The organism is Ehrlichia muris AS145, assembly GCF_000508225.1.
Classification (GTDB): domain Bacteria; phylum Pseudomonadota; class Alphaproteobacteria; order Rickettsiales; family Anaplasmataceae; genus Ehrlichia; species Ehrlichia muris.
Map to the genome: position 1 here is coordinate 254446 of NC_023063.1, position 17716 is coordinate 272161.

At 30.0% G+C, this 17716-nt stretch carries 11 protein-coding genes; 5 read left to right on the forward strand and 6 right to left on the reverse strand.

What is annotated here, in order from left to right; genetic code table 11:
• The first annotated feature begins 300 nt into the window (after positions 1 to 300).
• Positions 301 to 1356 (forward strand): thiamine phosphate synthase, encoded by a 1056-nt coding sequence (gene thiE / locus MR76_RS01010; RefSeq protein WP_024071838.1) that lies wholly within the window; start codon positions 301 to 303, stop codon positions 1354 to 1356.
• Positions 1357 to 2151: 795 nt separating this feature from the next.
• Here the strand turns inward: thiE and MR76_RS01020 are convergent.
• Entirely contained in the window at positions 2152 to 3444 is a 1293-nt protein-coding gene (locus tag MR76_RS01020; RefSeq protein ID WP_024071839.1) for an HlyC/CorC family transporter, read from the reverse strand.
• A gap of 150 nt (positions 3445 to 3594) precedes the next feature.
• Here MR76_RS01020 and MR76_RS01025 point away from each other — a divergent pair, with 150 nt between their 5' ends.
• Both MR76_RS01025 and MR76_RS01030 read left to right on the forward strand, forming a co-directional pair.
• On the forward strand, positions 3595 to 3879 hold the full coding sequence (locus tag MR76_RS01025) for a YggT family protein (protein ID WP_024071840.1): 285 nt from the start codon (positions 3595 to 3597) through the stop codon (positions 3877 to 3879).
• Entirely contained in the window at positions 3854 to 6478 is a 2625-nt protein-coding gene (locus MR76_RS01030; RefSeq protein WP_044171434.1) for an FtsK/SpoIIIE family DNA translocase, read from the forward strand. The genes MR76_RS01025 and MR76_RS01030 overlap by 26 nt, the downstream gene beginning before the upstream one ends.
• 699 nt (positions 6479 to 7177) lie before the next feature.
• On the opposite strand, the gene MR76_RS01035 is transcribed toward MR76_RS01030, so the two are convergent.
• A complete protein-coding gene (locus MR76_RS01035; RefSeq protein WP_158407222.1) occupies positions 7178 to 8191 on the reverse strand; it encodes a hypothetical protein in 1014 nt (337 codons plus the stop codon).
• Positions 8192 to 8434: 243 nt separating this feature from the next.
• Positions 8435 to 9604 carry an aspartate aminotransferase family protein gene (locus MR76_RS01040; protein ID WP_024071843.1) on the reverse strand — a complete coding sequence of 390 codons (1170 nt, stop codon included), beginning with the start codon at positions 9602 to 9604 and terminating at the stop codon, positions 8435 to 8437.
• A gap of 158 nt (positions 9605 to 9762) precedes the next feature.
• Here MR76_RS01040 and MR76_RS01045 point away from each other — a divergent pair, with 158 nt between their 5' ends.
• Together MR76_RS01045 and mutL are read left to right on the forward strand one after the other, a co-directional pair.
• On the forward strand, positions 9763 to 11175 hold the full coding sequence (locus MR76_RS01045) for a sensor histidine kinase (protein ID WP_024071844.1): 1413 nt from the start codon (positions 9763 to 9765) through the stop codon (positions 11173 to 11175).
• 300 nt (positions 11176 to 11475) lie between these two features.
• Positions 11476 to 13509, forward strand: a complete 2034-nt coding sequence (gene mutL / locus MR76_RS01050) for a DNA mismatch repair endonuclease MutL (protein WP_024071845.1) — start codon at positions 11476 to 11478, stop codon at positions 13507 to 13509.
• A 766-nt stretch (positions 13510 to 14275) separates the two neighbouring features.
• Here mutL and dprA read toward each other — a convergent pair.
• From dprA to MR76_RS01065, 3 genes are all read right to left on the reverse strand, one after another.
• Positions 14276 to 15400, reverse strand: coding sequence for a DNA-processing protein DprA (gene dprA / locus MR76_RS01055; RefSeq protein WP_024071846.1), 1125 nt, complete (start codon positions 15398 to 15400; stop codon positions 14276 to 14278).
• A gap of 326 nt (positions 15401 to 15726) precedes the next feature.
• Positions 15727 to 16995: a beta-ketoacyl-ACP synthase II gene (gene fabF / locus MR76_RS01060; protein WP_024071847.1), complete on the reverse strand. Its 1269-nt coding sequence runs from the start codon at positions 16993 to 16995 to the stop codon at positions 15727 to 15729.
• A 14-nt stretch (positions 16996 to 17009) separates the two neighbouring features.
• Positions 17010 to 17285 (reverse strand): acyl carrier protein, encoded by a 276-nt coding sequence (locus MR76_RS01065; protein WP_024071848.1) that lies wholly within the window; start codon positions 17283 to 17285, stop codon positions 17010 to 17012.
• Between the last annotated feature and the right edge of the window lie 431 nt (positions 17286 to 17716).

A 17716-nucleotide genomic window follows, 5' to 3' on the forward strand; every position in this document is an offset into this window, starting at 1 on the left:
TGTCAGGTAATTTTATTGATGAAATTGTGATGTGAAATACATATCAATTTTAGTAAATCAATTAAGGGATAGCAAATCTTGTTATCGATGTATCTGTAGAATATAGGTGTCTTGTACATAATTTATCTTAATAAGGTTTGTCTGTCTTGTATAATAAGTGTATTTTTAATATGTTACATAGTTTGCTGATTTTGTAATTTCGTATGTTATGTGACTGTATGTTGTGTATTTTTAAGGTTTTGGGATTTCTATGTGATTTATCATTGTATACCTGTATGGATTTGATGTTATAGCTTTTTTATGTTTGAAAATGATTTGAATGAAGTATGTATTGTAGATAAAAGGGATTTAGTACAATATTGTTGTACTAGTCGGTTAGAAGATCCTGAAGATATTGTTAGAAGTGTAGATTTCTTATACTCTATAAAAAAGAAGAGCATATATGTTATTGATGTTATAGATCAAAAACACGATAAGTGCTGGGACTATTATTTTAATGGAGTAGAGGGCTTATGGTTTTTATATAACAGAATATCATCTAATACCAAAGAAGATTTCTTGTCTGTATATAAAGCATCTACATTAGTAAGCAAGTGTTTAAATCCTTATGATTTTCAAAAAGATGCTTTAGTTATAGCCAGAGCTTTTGCTAATAGATCTGTTAAGAACGTTAGTTTTTTAGATGAAGAATGTTTTCCAACTATTATGCTCAATAAAGATGATTACTTTGATAAAAATTTTCATCCTATACTTGATCCTATAGGTTTTTATCAAATAGTACCAGATTTGTTTTGGTTAAAATATGTAATTGATTTAGGAGTTAAAGTTGTACAATTAAGAATTAAGGATGAGCTAATAGAAAAAATAGAAGAAAAAATAAAAGAAGGTATTCATATTGCGAATCAAAATGATGTTAAACTATTTATAAATGATTATTGGCAGCTTGCAATAAAGTATAAGGCTTATGGAGTACATTTAGGGCAGGGGGATTTAAAAGGTGCAAATTTTAATGAAATATTTAATGCAGGGTTGAGATTAGGTGTTAGTACTCATTGTTATCATGAATTAGCAATAGCTAAATGTTTTCGTCCTTCATATATTGCTTTTGGTCCTATTTTCCCAACTACATTAAAAAATATGGATTTTATGCCGCAGGGTGTGAATTTGCTTGACTATTGGGTTAGAAATTTACGATCTAAAATTGTGGCTATTGGTGGAATTAATTTGCTAAATGTGGATTCAGTAATTAGAACTGGTGTTAATGGAATAGCTGTTATATCGGCAGTTTTAAATAGTAAACATCCTGATAATGTTACATATGAATTTATACAAAAATGTAAATCTATATGTTATTGAATATTCACATATATTTGTTATGTATAAAATTGTGATATAGATTGTGTATCCTATAGATCTATAGAATTTTAAATCTGTAAAGCAATATTAGGATCTTAATGTTATTAAGTAATAAAAAATTTATTGGTGAAATAAATATCTTATTGTAGTGATTCAAAATTCTTACCTAATAATTATACGCTTGAAAATAGTGAATGTATAAACTTATTATGAAGTATATGCATAATGAATAACGTGTTTATCTTCACATGTTTTAGAAACGATGACATTATATATATGACCATAGTTTAGGTATCTTTTAGGTGTTTTGATATTTAAATTGCATGTTACACTTAAATTTACCTTTTACTATATGAGATCAATAGATTTATTATTTAATAATGATTTGTGCTTATATGAAATCTGCTTGAGAATACTATATTTATTGTAATATATGTATTTTTTTCTATCTTGTATTGTTAGTATTTTTTTAATTTTGGATGGTATATTTTTCATTATTATGTTGGATAAAACAGTTGTAGATGTTAAATCTGTACTTAATAAAACTTTTTTAAGTATTTTTACTACTTTTTATTATGACATTTGTTCTTTTATCAATTCTTGTTTATTATGATGATGGACTATCTTTTATCAGCATCATGTAAAAAAATTTTGGATGAAATTGTTGAATTTCATGTGGGCTTTAATAACAGATATTTCTGTTTTAGCTGAATAGATGTTGGATCATTTATTTAGATCTTAAAAAGATGTTTTATACCTCATTTTATAGTGGAAAAGCATAAACGGTTGCATTTATTATTCTACCTTATGTTTTATAATGGATATATCTTGTGGAGATGTGTCAACTTGAATACTAGAAATAGTATGACCACTTTTCTTTAGTATTTTGAATGATAATCCGTATAGTAAAAATTCCTCTCCTTCTTCAGGTATACGTTCGACCTCATATACAATTGCTCCTGCTAACGTTGATGCTTCTTCATCAGGTAGATTCCAACGTAATTGTCTATTAATGTCTCTAATGGAAGTAAACCCGTTAATATGATATATATTTTCAGAAATTTGTTTTATAGGAGCTTCTGTAGTAATATCATGTTCATCTGTTATGTCTCCAACTATTTCTTCAATAACGTCTTCTAGTGTTACTATTCCTTGTAATGCTCCATACTCATCTATAACTAAGGCAAGATGTTTTCTATTTTTTAGGAAGTTATGAAGCTGTACACTCAATAAAGTTGTGTCTGGAACAAACCATGGTTTTGTCATTACTCTATAAAGGTCTTCTTGAGTAATGTTTTTACCTTTTTCTCGTATTAGTGTTATTACATCTTTGACATGTACTACTCCTATAATTTGATCTTCTTGGTTTTTCCACAATGGTATTCTGCTGTGAGAACTTGCTAGTATCTTTTTTATTAGATCATTTATATTTATATCTATGTTAAAAGCTAGTAAATTTTTCCTGTGAGTCATTACTTGTGAAATTTCTGTTTCTGCCAAGTCTAATATGCTACTTAACATGTCTAAGTCTTGTTTAAGCATAGTTCCTTTACTGTCATGTAATGATATTAAGTTTCTCATAGCTTCTGCTGCTGAAATAATTTCTTTATCTTTATGCATATCTAGAATTTTTAAGATAAAGTCTATCATGTATTGTATCGATAATGTTATTGGAGATAAAATTAACACACAAAATGATAGCGGACACGATATGAGTAAAGCAGTCTTTTCTGGATTGAGTATAGCATAGCTCTTTGGTAATGCTTCAGAAAATATTAATATAAAAAATGTCATAATAACAGTTGAAAGCAATATTCCTTGCGGTCCTAAAATTTCAATAAAAATTGCTGTTGCAATAGAGGAAGCTGTTATGTTTATGATAGTATTACCTATTAACACAGTGTTGATCACAAGCTTTTTCTTTTGACTTAATGTGTTAATGATTTGAGCTCTCTTATTACCTTGTAACATTAATTTGTGGATAAGCGAGCTACTAATTGAAGTTATGCTTGTTTCTGCAGCAGAAAAAAACGCAGATAAAATTAGTAGTATAAGTATACTAAGTACTGAAGTTACTAATAAACCCATTGAGGATCAAAAATTAAAGTAAACTTTACATAATAAATAATACTCTTGAGTTTTTCAAGTTGAATTTTTCTCTTTTGATTGACTATAATTTTAGTGTATTGTACACTCAATGTTTAATATATATTATTAATTTTAGAGAACTATTACTTTATGCATCCTTTAGTATATTTACTTGATACATTGTTGAGTATTTATAATTTCTCTTTGATACTCTGGATAATATTAAGCTGGTTGATAGTGTTCAATATTGTAAATAGGTATAATGAGATTGTTAATAGTGTCTTTTTGTTATTATCTAAGTTAATATCTCCTGCTTTGGGTTTTATTAGAAGGATTTTTCCTTTTACTATTTCCTATAATTTTGATCTTTCACCTCTTCTGTTATTAGTATTTATTAATTTTGTAAGGTATGCTTTGCGTTACTATTTTGGGTAAGATAGTTGAGGCTATGAAATCTGTACTTAATAGAGCTTTTTTATTTATTAGAATATTGTCACTGTCCTTTATTGTAGCATTTATATCTTTATCAATCCTTACTTATCATGCTGATGATGTATCTTTCAATGTGGCAACTGACTCTCCTGTAAAAAATTTGTGTGGGATTATTGGATCTCATGTAGCTGATATTTTAGTACAGATATTTGGCATATCTAGTCTTGTGATAATTCCTTTAATGATCTTTTGTATTGTTAATATCTTATATGGTATTAATAGGAACATTTATTTGTACCTTATTAATAGCCTTGTTATTGTGTCTGGGATAAGTGGACTGATATCGAATATTTCTCTGAAGATCATTCATAAGTGTGATTATTGTGGTGTTTTAGGTACTTATTTTCATAATTTTCCAATTATTGTGCTACTTGCTATAATACTAGTAGGTATTGCTGGGATTATTGGTTGGAAAAAAGTTGTATATCTTTATGGTATCTTTTTAAGAATATTTAGTAAGTTGACTCATAAACATAGCAATACTAGTGATGTTACTAAAAGAGAAGAAGTTCATCAAGATGTAGGGCAAGCTCAAGAGTTTTACAATGTTAAAAATTTACTAAATGAGGAAGGGTTAACAAAAGAGTTGATAGAAGAAGTAGTAGAAGACGGATTAGCAGACGAGTTGGATTTTTTAGATAGAGAAGGATTAGAGTATCAAATTAAAGAAAATAATGATGATAGATACGATGATAATGAAGAAGATGATGATGAATATGATGATAATGAAGAAGATGATGATGGATATAGTGATAATGAAGAAAATGATGATGGGTATGGTGATAATGAAGAAGATGATGATGGATATAGTGATAATGAAGAAGATGATGATGGGTATGGTGATAATGAAGAAAATGATGATGGGTATGGTGATAATGAAGAAAATGATGATGGGTATGGTGATAATGAAAAAGATGATGATGGGTATGGTGATAATGAAAAAGATGATGATGGGTATAGTGATAATGAAAAAGATGATGATGAATGCGGTAGTGAAAGAGAAGAAATGGTTTATAATAAACCTCAGATAAATCTTCAAGTAATTCAAGAAAAAAAAAAGAAAAAGGAGTTTATATTACCTAGTGTTAATTATTTATCTAAATCTAATCCAACAGATGGAAGAGAATTTCGTCCAGATAATAATGTTGTTAGTCTACTTGACAAGGTGTTGAAGGATTTTTCTATACATGGAAAGATAGTTAATATTAGATATGGTCCGGTAGTAACGTTGTATGAATTCGAGCCGTCTGCTGGGACTAAGTCATCGAGGGTTATAGGGTTATCTGATGATATTGCTCGTTCTATGAGTGCTTTGTCGACACGTATATCAGTTATTCCTGGAAGGAATGTTATGGGTATAGAATTGCCTAATCACTATAGGGAAATAGTGATGTTACGTGATTTGTTAGAAAGTCAACAATATAGGGATTCTAAACTTAAGTTACCTATAGCTTTAGGGAAAGGAATAGATGGAGAAGTAGTCATAGCTGATTTAGTGAAAATGCCGCATATTCTTATTGCTGGTACTACAGGTTCTGGAAAATCTGTGGCAATTAATACTATGATTTTATCTCTGGTTTATAGCTTAACTCCGGATCAATGTAAAATGATTATGATTGATCCTAAAGTATTAGAGTTATCAGTCTATAATTCTATACCACACTTATTAACTCCAGTAGTGACTGAATCTAAAAAAGCTATTGCTGCTTTAAAGTGGGTAGTAAGTGAAATGGAGAATCGCTATCGGTTAATGTCTGATATTGGAGTGCGTAACATTGTTGGTTATAATGATAAAATTAAGGAAGCAATTAGTGAAAATAGAGTTCTTGAAAAAGTATTGCAGACAGGATTTGATAAAGAAACAGGGGAAGCAATTTTTGAGAAGATTGTAATAGAACCTCGTGTTTTTCCCTATATTGTAGTAATAGTAGATGAAATGGCAGATCTAATGCTTGTGGCTGGAAAAGAAATTGAGTCTTCGATACAAAGATTATCTCAAATGGCGAGAGCTGCTGGAATTCATATAATTATGGCAACTCAGCGTCCTTCTGTTGATGTAATAACAGGGGTAATAAAGGCAAATTTTCCAACAAGGATCAGTTTTGCTGTAACGTCAAAAATAGATAGTAGGACTATTCTTGGTGAACAGGGGGCAGAGCAGTTACTTGGTATGGGTGATATGCTGTATATGGTATCTGGTGGTAGGATAATACGTGTTCATGGAGCTTTTGTTAGTGATGATGAAGTACAGAGTATTGTTGAATATTTAAAATCTCAAGGTATTCCGGAGTATATAGAAGGGATTACACAGGTCCAACAAGATTATGATTACTGTATAGATGATAATATTTCTGAGCGAGATGATGAATTATATCAACAAGCAGTTTCGATAGTGATGAGAGATAGAAGAACTTCTATTAGTTATATACAAAGACAGTTGAGAATAGGATATAATAGAGCTGCAAATTTAGTAGAACGCATGGAAAGAGATGGTGTTATTGGAATTGCAAATACTGGGAAACGTGAAATATTGCTTGAGTAATATAGGGAATTGCTATTATCAACATTTTTTGATATGTTTGTCGAAATTGTATTCTAGTATATTTTATAATATATCTAACTTTTAATACTGCTATTCTGTTTCTAGATGAAAGTATCATATGGTACTAGAACTGTGAGTAGTAGGATACTAAAATTCTCCTTCTGTGTGTTTTTTTGATTTATTAATATTGCTGTAAAACGTTAAGCTTAGTACTGTTTCTGCAGTGTAGCAGCTTTTGATATAATTCTTTCTTCAGAAAACTTACTAATATACAACCGATAATATGGTACTAGAGTTTTTTCCCTAGTATGAATCCATTAAATTGATTCTGTTCTTTCTATAGATTCAAAGATTATCTAATGGTTACTAAGATGGTAAGTTAAGTAAAAAAACTGTAATTCTTCTTCTGTATTAATACTTTTTAGCTCGTTATGACTGTATAATTGCTACTATATAGTTTTTGAGGCTGCTTTTGTTTTTCAAGGTTTTCAAAATGCCACATTGTTATGGATTACCAGGATGATAAGCTAAAATAGTACTAATTCTGGTTTAGTTGCTATAATATTAGGTGTGGTCTCTTATATAGTTATTGTCTCGAAGAATCGTACTGCGAACACCTTATGCTGTTGGAAAGGCAAGGATATTATAAATTTTGGATCTTCAAATCTTTTATTAAAATGGGTTAGTTGTAACTACAATTCAGCAGCCTTGAATACTAAGCTGGGATTCAGTAGAAGTAATGCTAGCATCATCTAAACTACCAGAGTGATGACTATTGACACCTGAATCATGCTCTTTTTCAGCTTTGCTATCGATATACTTTTCTATAAAGAATGCCACAATAAACACAAGTACTGTTACCAGTTCTAAACATAGTACAGCAGTATTTTGATAATTATAAAGATCATGCATTCTTCCACCAAGTGATATAGCTTCTAGAATATGACAGTTACAATGAATCACCTCAAAAGCTAAAATAACAGCACATAGGATTGTGAAACTACGAGCTTGTCTCTTTTGTTTCTCGGAGTTACCTGTTTTGCGTGATATATTTGCATCTACTAACCTTAAAACACAAGACAAGATACCTAAAAAAGGTGCAGTGACTGATAAGAATAAACTTAGTTGGTCAAGTGTTGGGTTGTTACCAACTGTAAAAAGCATTGTTAATGATGTGACGGAGACTACGATCCACATCAATTGTGAAATAATAGTAAGAGAATTCTCAGAAATTTGAATATCAGCCTGTCTTTTTATCAACCTATTACGTTTTATAGATTCATTACTGTTTTTCTTACCTGATGTTTCTGATGAATCTTGAATGAGCTTTTTGTTATTTACTGATTCTTTTATTGCAAGTGCTGAACTGATAATCATGGCAACTGTAACTATTATACAGGTAATATAAAAAATAACAGCTGCCATGTGTTTAGTGCGTTCAGAAACAAAAACATGGGTTGATACTAAATTGAGTACAGAAGATGCTGCTTCTATTACTAGCCCAATAAAAGAGATCATTATAAATAATTTGTTATAATCTATCACTTTTTTAGGCTTTTTATCTAGTAAATTTTTAAGAAAAGTGCGTAATTCAGATGAAGATCTTGGTTTACCTAGACCATATTTACATTGCTCATTAAGATGTATTTCTCCATGTTTCATTACCATCATAGCTCTATACCATGTTAACTTAAAAATAGCTGAGATGATCACAAACGTATGTGAACACACAATACAAACATATATTAAAGGGTACCATATAAATTACGAAACATCAAGCTAATTTTCATTGATGATACTTACTTTATAGTCAATTTTTTAGTGTACTAATAATTTTTATACTTAGTTATTTTTAATTGTAACATAACCATTACTTATAACTAGCAACGTACAGCTCACTAACCCATATTATAAGTTGCAGCACTTATTAAAAATTTGAACACCATGTAAGTTTTATTAACGGTGTTTATCTTGCAAATAACTTTCTAATATAGCAATACCTTCATCAATTTCTTGTTGAGTAATTATCAAAGGAGGCACTATTCTTAAAGTATCACCGCTTGCAACGCTAGTTAGTAATCCGTAACTTGTTAATCCACTCACTAATGATCTACTGTCAGTGTTGACTTTCACCCCTATCATAAGTCCCCTACCTCTGATTTGTTCAATTACTGGAAACTTACTGGCTAAATCTTCTAGTTTTTTGTATAGGTAATGACTATTTTTAGTTACATTGTCTAAAAAACCATCTTTTAAAATTTCTTGAACTACAGCCAGGCCAATAGTAGTTGCTAGCGGATTTCCTCCAAAAGTAGAACCATGCATGCCAAGACCCATAAACTGAGCAGCGTTGTTAGTTGCTAGAGTTGCTGATATAGGGAAACCTCCACCTAATCCTTTTGCAATACAACATATGTCAGGGGTTACTCCGACGTGTTCATAAGCAAAAAACTTTCCTGTTCTTCCACTTCCACATTGTACACAATCAAAAATTAATAATATATCATTTTGATCACAGATCGTACGTAACTCTTTTAAAAAAGAATCATCAAGTACATTTATTCCACCTTCTCCTTGTATGGGCTCTACTAATATTGCACCTGTGTTTTTGTTAATTGCATTTTTTACGGATGTGATATCAGGATTTACATTATCAAACCACTCAACATATGGTTTAAGTAAAGGAGAGAATTTACTTGGATCATTTGCTGAACATGCAGCATATGTTCTTCCGTGGAAAGATTTTTTTATTGTGATGAATCGATGACGTTGGGTATTACCTTTCCCACATTGATATGATTTTGCTATTTTCAAGCAGCAATCTATGGACTCTGCGCCTGAATTCCCAAAAAATACTTTGTCAGCAAAGCTAATATCTACTAACTTTTGTGCTAGCTTTATAGCTTCAGGTATTGTATGTAAATTTGATACGTGCCAAAGTTTTTCACCCTGTGTTTTCAGTGCATTTACCAATGTTGGATGAGCATGCCCTAAGGAGCTGGTCGCAATTCCTGCATAAAAATCTACATACTTTTTTCCATGGTAATCATATAAATAAACTCCTTTTCCATGTGAAAAAGTGGTACTAGATGGTGCATATACTGGTAAAATTACTGAATTATTCATTTTAATTTCCTTTAAAATTTTAATATAGCTATTTACGTATATAGCAATGCAAGCTACGTGTGTTATGATAGCACGATATTGTTATAGGTCAACTAAGAAAAAGTTTATAAATAGTACCATATACATATTATCATGGATATGGGTGGTTGGATGTATATATGAAATATTTTCGAATTTTGTTGTTAATGTTTTTGGTGATTACTTTGTTTTTTGCGGTTGGTTATACACATATATACCTAAGGGATGATTATTTGTATGAAGTGTCAAAGGAAATCAATCTGAATATTAAGGCAATACTTGTTAATTCTGTTATCAATAAGTATGTTCAATTGTTAGCAAAAGCTCCAAGTCATGTAGCGACCAATACATACTATATGAATTTACTAATAAAATTACGTGCTGAATTTCTCAAAGCTTTAGGTGGAGTAAAAGATCTTCACGTTATTTTATATAATGTAGATGGGAATATTATATTCTCTAATAGAAGTAGTGAAGATATTGCAGATCAAGATCTACTGTTGTGTTCTGAGGATATGAATTCATTATTGAAAGGGGAATATGTAGATCATAAGATTACTCATGGGGCAACTACTGCTTCTATATTTCCTATATTCTCATTGTATGATAAAGATAGTAGTCCTTTGATGTTTTTGAAGATAGTTAAAAATTCAGAGAATTTATCTAGTGTTATTGTAAACTTCTATACTGTATTTTTAGTAATAGTTGTACTAATCATTATTATATTTGTTGTTGTAACTTGGGGTATATATTATAGAAATACAAATATGCTAAGTAGGCAGTATGATGCTAATTTGGAATTAAAAGAAGCGAAAGAAGTAGCAGAACAAGAAAATGTAAGTAAATCACAGTTTCTTGCAAATATTAGTCATGAGTTGCGTACTCCATTGAACTCTATTATTGGATTTTCGGAGATGATGAAAGCTGAATCTATGGGTGCTATAGAGAATATTCATTATAAGGAATATATAAATGATATTCACAATGCTGGTATTCATTTATTGAGCTTAATTAATGATATTTTAGATTTTTCTAAAGCTGAAGCTGATAAATTAGTAGTGGAATTTGTAAAATTTGATCTAGGAAAAATTGTTTCTTCCTGCTTTAATATGATGCTTCCAAGAGCTGAGCAGGCAAAAGTAAAACTTGAAAAAGTATTACCACCTAATAAGGCTGTAATGATTGCAGATCCTAAAAGAATGAAGCAAGTGATAATTAATTTGTTGTCTAATTCAATAAAATTTACTCCTGAAAATGGATGTGTAAAATTAGTAGTAGAATATAATCTTGAAGAGGAAGTAGTTATTATTGAAATTATTGATAATGGTATAGGTATAGCACAGCAAGATTTGTATAAAGTTATGTCTGTTTTTGGACAAGTGGATAGTAGACATGCTCGTAAATATGAAGGTACAGGATTGGGGTTACCATTAAGTAAGAAGCTAGTTGAATTGATGAATGGAGTATTCAAAATAAAAAGTGAGCCTAATTTAGGTACTATAGTAACATTAACGTTCCCATATACTGATGTGCTTGAAGAGAAAGGTTTTTAGTGATTTGTCGTTCTATTGATGAAGTAGAGAATATATCATATATTCTGTTTTTATTAACAGATAGTGCATTGCTTTAAAGTAGTGTTAAGTATATGGTGTGGTTTATATGTACTATTTTTAATTGTAGTAAGTTATGTAGGTTGATAAGATTAAGTCTTTACGTATTTCTAAGGAATTGTTGTATTATAATAATAAATTGCTGGATGATTTATGTTTAGATATTTAGTGATTGTATTACTAAGAAATACTTGTTATTCCTGTACGTTTGTAACATATTGTTTCAGTTATTAGTGTTAGCATATGTCAATTATACTATTAGATCCTAGAACAATTAATAGAATTGCTGCAGGAGAAGTTATAGAATGTCCAGCTAGTGTAGTTAAAGAATTAGTTGAGAATTCAATAGATGCTAAAGCTACTGTTATTAGTATTACAATAGAACGTGGAGGACGTAATTTAATAATTGTTAGTGATGATGGTATTGGAATTAAAAAAGAAGATATAGAAATTGCATTTGCTCGTCATGCGACATCTAAACTTCCTGATGGTGATTTATCTAAAGTCAGATCTTTAGGGTTTAGAGGGGAAGGATTAACTTCTATTGCAGCTGTTAGTAAAGTAAAAATGGTTTCAAAACATCAGGATTCTGATACTGCATGGTTAATGGTATTTGAAGGTGGAGAGAAAACACAAGAGTTAACACCAGATGCACTTTCTTGTGGTACTTATATTGAAGTAAGAGATTTATTTTTTGCTACGCCTAATAGATTAAAATTTCTTAAAACAGAAAAAGCAGAAATTCAATCTATTATTGATATGATTAATAAGTTGGCTATGGTAAATCATGGTATAATGTTTTCATTATTTGTTGATAACAAGCAGATATTTAAGTATTTAAAGCAACAATCAAATATTGATAGATTATCTGAAATAAAAACTTTGGGAGTGGAGTTTTATAAAAATTCTTTACCACTAGTAAGTGTAAAAGAGAAGGGGATTCAATTGTCGGGGTACATTGGATCTCCTACATTAAGTCGCAGTAAGTCAAGTCTTATATATACTTTTGTTAATGGTCGCCCTATTTATGATAATTTACTGATAGGTGCAGTGAGATATGCTTATAGTGATTTTATAGAAAAGGATAAATATCCGGTTGTTGTATTGCATCTTGATATTCCATGTGATCAAGTTGATGCTAATGTTCATCCAAATAAATCTGAAGTAAGATTTCAGGATAAAAAATTAGTATATAGAACTGTAGTTAATGCAATTAGAGAAGCGTTATCTGTCAACATAAATATGAAATTAAAGTCTATTGGTGAACTTGAAAATGATCATTTTATTCAGAACAATATTGCTAATATGAGAAACTCACGAAATATTGGTAATAATGTTTCTTCTGAATTTTTTAAGCTTCTTCAAAATAAGAAACAATTATTTAATAATAGTATACAAAAACATAGTTCTACAGATATAGATGCAGATGGTCAATCTTTATGTGGTAATAGTAGTTCTTTTTGTAAAGATTCAAGAACAATAGCAGATAAGCTTGAAGAGGAGAGAATTGATGAGAATTTTGGAGACCATAATGACAAGAAAAAACCTGGAGTAGAAACTACTAATTTGGATATATTGAAAGAGAATAAAGATTTTGTTAGTTTAGCTAACGATCTTCTACAAGAGTCCTCTGATATAAATAGTAATAAGTTTAGTGTTATAAGTGATTCTGTTGATTTAGAATTAATTGATACTTACCCATTAGGTTATGCTTTGTGCCAAATACACAATAGGTATATTATCTCTCAAACTCAGGATTCTATTGTTATTGTTGATCAGCATGCAGCCCATGAGAGATTAACTTATGAATATATGAAGCGAGTTATGGAAAAAGAGGGGATAAAACGTCAAATACTATTGATACCTGAAATTGTTGAAATGAATAGTCATCTTGATTTGGAACTACTTGTTGAATATAAGGAAAAATTATTAAAACTTGGATTACTCATTGAACCACTTGGTAATATGTCAGTCATAGTACGGGAAGTCCCAGCAATTTTTGGAAGTTTTGATATTAAATCGCTTGTTGTGAATATAATTGATAGTGTTATGGAAGTAGGTGATACTTTATTCTTAGATGATAAAATTAAGAATATATGTGGTACAATAGCATGTTATAGTTCTATTAGGAGTGGTAGAAGATTAAAGGTTGAAGAAATGAATGCTATTTTAAGAAATATGGAAAATACTTCACATTCTGGACAATGTAATCATGGTAGACCAACTTATGTAGAATTGAGTTTAGTTGAAGTAGATAAGCTTTTTGCAAGGAGATAATAGATAGGTTTGTGGATAAGGTGTATATGTATGAATTTGTACATTTAATGTTGCCTAGTTATATCTAGTTTTTTATTATCATGATTATGGATAAAATAATTGGTATAGAAGCTTATAAGGTTTATGAGGTTAGTAACTAGACTCAGATTATCTTAGCAAGGTATTTAATAATATTGTACTATGTGTGATAAATATAGAATTTTGTATTAATTATCTACTTTTACCAAGTTGGATTATAGAGTAATTGTATAAGAAAATTAGTATAAGTCTATAATATATGAGATAAATTCAATTTTATGAAGGTATGGATTATGTTTATTCACAGGATGTATATATTTTAATTGGGTGATTTTCAAAGTAGTCTTGAATTTGTATATTTAGAAAAGGTTGATATACATTTTTATGGGTATTTCTCTATGGATATATAAAAGTAACTTGCTTATATAAGGTGCTGGAACAAAATAATTTTATATAAAGTATTGATTTTATAGATCTTAAAGGTTGCTTCTATGTTGAGACAATTTTATTGTGAAGAATCTTGTTGTTTTTTAGTTTGTGTGGTTAAGTAATAGCTTCTTATATGAGGTGCTGGAACAAAATAATTTTATACAAATATTGATGTTATGAATCTTAAAGTTTGCTCTATGTTAGAATAATTTTGTTATGTAGAACTTTCTATTATTACATGGTCTGTATAATATTTAACAGTGACTTATTTGTGTAAGATACTGAAAAATGTTGATTTTTTTGAAATCTTGAAATTCTCTTAATGTACTAGAGCAACTTTATTGTTAGGAAATCTTTCTATTTTTTTTGATGCTTCTAGCTCAACTAAGGCTGTTAGAATACTACTTATATTCAAATTGGTAAATTCGATGATTTCTTCAATTTCAGTTGGGCTATGGGTAATATACTGCAAAATCATGTCTTTTGCATTATTGATTTCATGGAAATTATTGCTACTTTTTGTTATATTATCGAATAGTGGGTACTGGGCATGGGGTTTGTAACTGTTAAATTTTAGACTTTCTATTATGTCACTTGTAGATTCTACTAATTTTGCTCCATTTTTTATTAGGCTATTGCTTCCTCTGCATCTATGATCGAGTGGTGATCCAGGGACTGCGAATACTTCTCTGTTTTGTTCTAAGGCAAAATTTGCTGTAATAAGTGATCCTGATTGTATGGAAGCTTCAACAACTACTACTCCAAGCGATAATCCAGAAATTATGCGATTACGTTGTGGAAATAATTGGGCTCTTGGTAATGTAGAAAAAGGAAATTCTGTAATTATTAATCCTCCTTTGTCTATTATAGTGTTATATAGATGTGTGTTTTCTTGTGGGTACACTATATTGATCCCACTTGCCATTACAGCAATTGTTGGTAATTGATGAGAAATTATATCGTGTGCAGATTTATCTATCCCTCTTGCTAGCCCGGATACTATAACAAAGCCAGAATTAGCTAATTCATATGATAGCTTGTAAGCAAAGGTTTTTCCATTAATTGAAGGATTCCTACTTCCTACAATCCCTATTATTTTTTCTTTTAATAAGAGTGAATTTCCTAATACTGTTAGAACTGGGGGGTAATCGTGGATATTACGTAGGATTTCTGGGTAGTCTTCGTCAAATGCTGTAATTATTTTACCACCGATCTTGCTAGTATTTTCAATCTCTAATTCTGCTACTTCAGTAGAACATATATTGTCAATTTTATTATTGATTCTAGATTTCTTTATTAAACTTGGTAGGACTTCTAGTGTGTGTTGACAAGTTTTATATAGCTTAATTAGGGCATAGAATGTTGATGGCCCTATATTTTGTGTCCTTATTAATCTAAGACATGATATAAGTTCTTGATTCGATAATTCTTTCTTGGTTTGCATAGTGAGTTTTATATTTATATTTAATAATATAAATTAAAATATTAACTAATAATAATCAAATAATTAGTAATAAAAGTAATATTATAATTGGTATTGTTTGTTTATACATATTTTTAGATATATAGATTTGATATTTATTAAAAAATTCATATAATGAATATATGTCATGCTAGAATTTTAACTAGCTGATACAAAACAAAATAATCAAGCTTGTACATGTTAATAAGAAGCAACTTAATACATCAATAAAATGTTTAGATTAATAAACAAAAAACATAAAAACACAAGGTCATATATTGAGATGTTATAGCATACCAAAAATGATTTTATACTTTACCAAATACCAAAGATACATTTACTCCGCCAAATCCAAAAGAATTGGACAGACAATAATTAACCTTGTGTTCCTGTGTATTAAGTGGAACGAGATTTAATTGTGGATCTTCGGAAGACTCATATAGGTTTAATGTAGGTGGAACAACTCCTGTATTCATAGCAAGTATACAAAATATAGCTTCAACACTTCCTGCTGCTCCAAGTAAATGCCCTATAGAAGATTTAGTTGACGATATTGGAATTTTATATATGCTTTCTTTGAATACATTTTTTATTGCTTGAATCTCTGCACTATCTCCTATAGGAGTGGAAGTCCCATGTGCATTTATGTAATTTATAGATTCTGGTCTTAATTGTGCACTAGATAGAGCTAACTCCATAGCTTTTGCTCCGCCTTTCCCTTCTGGATGAGGCGCTGATATGTGATATGCATCTGAAGTCATTCCATACCCTAATAATTCTCCGTATATTTTTGCTCCACGTTTTTTTGCATGTTCATACTCTTCTAATACAACTATTCCTGAACCTTCTCCCATGACAAACCCATCCCTTTGTTTATCCCAAGGACGTGATGCTAATTCTGGGGTATCATTGAACTTTATTGAGAGTGCTTTCATAGCTGAAAATCCTGCAATCCCTATACGACAGACTGCACTTTCCGTGCCACCTGCTATAATTACGTCTGCCTCGCCAGATTGAATAATTCTTGCTGCATTGCCTATAGCATGTGCTCCTGTCGAACATGCAGTTACTACTGCATCACTTAATCCGCAAAATCCATACTTAATAGATATGTGACCAGATACTAAATTAATTAAGCTTGCAGGAATAAAAAAAGGACTGACTCTTTTTGGGCCACGATCTTGCAAACATATAACAGTTTTCTCTATAAATGGAAGTCCACCTATTCCTGATCCTACTATTATTCCTACTCTATTATAGTCAAGGCCTTTATAATCTAGTAGGTTCGAGTCATTAACTGCTTGAATAGCAGATGCTATACCGAAATGAATAAAAGTATCCATTTTTTTCAAATCTTTCCCTGATATATAATCTTCGGCATTAAAAACATATTCTTCAGATTCAGACTTCATTGTTACTTGGCCAGCTACTTTACAGTCAAGGTCAGATGTGTCAAATCTATTTATTTTCCTTATACCTGAGACTCCTTTAGATAAAAGATTCCATACTGTTTTCACATCACTACCCAGTGGAGTGACTAGACCTAACCCAGTAATAACAACTCTCTTTTTTGTCATAGAAGGTGCTCCTATTAGTTATTACTCGATAACTTATTACGTATATATTCTTCTATTTTATCTATAGTTTCAAGTTCTTGTGCTTCTTCATCGGAAATTTCTATGGAGAAATGGTCTTCTAGGCACATTACTAAGTCTACAAAATCAAGACTATCAAGATTTAAATCTTTTGCTAAATTAGTGCTACCAGAAAGGGTAGCCTTCTGTTCATCTTTAAGCTTTAAACAATCAATCACGATTTTAGTCACAGTATCTTTCACAGATTCTAACTTTTCGTCACTACTTTCCATAATTTATCCATTAAAAATTGAAATCATACATATTATTAAATATAAGTTTGCAAAAACGAATGTCGTAAATGTTACAATAACACGCGCAATATTAAATTTACAATAATAACAATTTAAAAGCGCAATAGGGTGAAATTTTTGTAGTGATTTTATCAATTGAAACAAAAACCATACCTACTGCTATCTAATATATAACATACGAGTATAAGAATCAACTTATTTAATCTCTAATTATTGTCACATCAATTTGATATTTTTTAGTATTTATCCTAAATGTATGTGTAGTTATAAAATACTTATATGAAGAAAGAAGAAAAAGGATGTCTTTAATTTCTTTTACAGTATTTAATTATAATCATGAAAATATACTTGTTTTATAGGATACTAGGTGTTGTTTTTATATATACAATTGTAATCAATATGAACTCAAA

Excerpts from the sequence above, each read along its gene's own strand:
- fabF (WP_024071847.1), bottom strand. The coding sequence starts at position 16,995 with ATGACAAAAAAGAGAGTTGTTATTACTGGGTTAGGTCTAGTCACTCCA.
- MR76_RS01025 (WP_024071840.1), top strand. The coding sequence starts at position 3,595 with ATGCATCCTTTAGTATATTTACTTGATACATTGTTGAGTATTTATAAT.
- dprA (WP_024071846.1), bottom strand. The coding sequence starts at position 15,400 with ATGCAAACCAAGAAAGAATTATCGAATCAAGAACTTATATCATGTCTT.
- MR76_RS01040 (WP_024071843.1), bottom strand. The coding sequence starts at position 9,604 with ATGAATAATTCAGTAATTTTACCAGTATATGCACCATCTAGTACCACT.
- mutL (WP_024071845.1), top strand. The coding sequence starts at position 11,476 with ATGTCAATTATACTATTAGATCCTAGAACAATTAATAGAATTGCTGCA.
- MR76_RS01065 (WP_024071848.1), bottom strand. The coding sequence starts at position 17,285 with ATGGAAAGTAGTGACGAAAAGTTAGAATCTGTGAAAGATACTGTGACT.
- MR76_RS01020 (WP_024071839.1), bottom strand. The coding sequence starts at position 3,444 with ATGGGTTTATTAGTAACTTCAGTACTTAGTATACTTATACTACTAATT.
- thiE (WP_024071838.1), top strand. The coding sequence starts at position 301 with ATGTTTGAAAATGATTTGAATGAAGTATGTATTGTAGATAAAAGGGAT.
- MR76_RS01030 (WP_044171434.1), top strand. The coding sequence starts at position 3,854 with ATGCTTTGCGTTACTATTTTGGGTAAGATAGTTGAGGCTATGAAATCT.
- MR76_RS01045 (WP_024071844.1), top strand. The coding sequence starts at position 9,763 with ATGAAATATTTTCGAATTTTGTTGTTAATGTTTTTGGTGATTACTTTG.